Source organism: Vibrio sp. 2134-1 (genome assembly GCF_033339495.1).
Window position 1 is genome coordinate 1 of the sequence record NZ_JAWOUS010000146.1, and the last position, 1,025, is coordinate 1,025.

1 pseudogene is annotated in these 1,025 nt (G+C 45.7%); it reads right to left on the minus strand.

The window, feature by feature from the left end:
- Window positions 1–1,025, minus strand: a pseudogene (locus tag R7R78_RS24510) (hypothetical protein); the annotation flags it as partial.

The window sequence follows — 1,025 nt, forward strand, 5'->3', positions numbered from 1 at the left end:
CATCAAGTGCGTCACTGCGATTGTAAACTTCACCGATAATGAGAGGGACGCCATTTTCCATTTTCATGACAGATTTTACGTCGAACGAAATGGTGTGATCACTGGTATTGTTCCATGCAGCAGAAAGGCTTTCGCTCACTTCATAAGGCGCGGGATCTTCACCGCGAACATTTGGAACGAGAACGAAGAATGTGGCACAGCCATCCTCTCCTGTCATTCGCTGGACGTAACCATTGGCATCGACTTCCGCTAAATTCTCGCCTTCTGGAAGAACACCGGCATCAAGAAGAAGTTGTTCTATCACTAAGAATTCACCATTTTCTGGATACCCAGGGTTGAATGGTTTAGGAACGGGTACACTGTCAGGTATGTAAAGGTTGATCGGCCAATTCGGAATCAAGCCTTCGCCTTCATCATGAATACCGTTACCGTTCATATCGAACGATTTACACACTTTAAGATTGGCAATACCGATAGAACCAAAACGGATGGTTAACACGGGATCATCACTAAAGGTTGGTTGAGCCCAAGCACTAGGCATGAAACCAACGTCATTCTCCTCATTACCGCTGGCTTCATCTGTGTCCTCACCAGCAGAACGTTTGATGGTTTCGTCGAAGTCGGTTTGACATGCTAGAGCGTTTGCAAAGCCTATATGCAGATCGCCATCTTCGAACGTCGGTGCAAAGTCTCTTAAATCCGCGAAGGTTGTGAAGTGAGTGAATGGGGTGTTCATTGCGGTAAAGCCAACTTTTTTCGCCCACCACATGAATTGGTCTAAGCTCCATTGATGGTCTTCAACCCCAAAAACACTAAACGTGATTGGCTCGTCAGGAGAATCATTGGAAAGTTTAGTATTACGCATACCACCCATTTCCATCGCTAAGTCACGAATACCGAACTCCCAATTAGGAATAACTTCATCGATGATAGGATCATATTGGCAGTTCAGGTTTCTGTCGTGGAACGCACGAAAAGCAATATCAAAGTTTGGCGGTTCTGGCTCTGCAGTCTTCGCTTTGAAG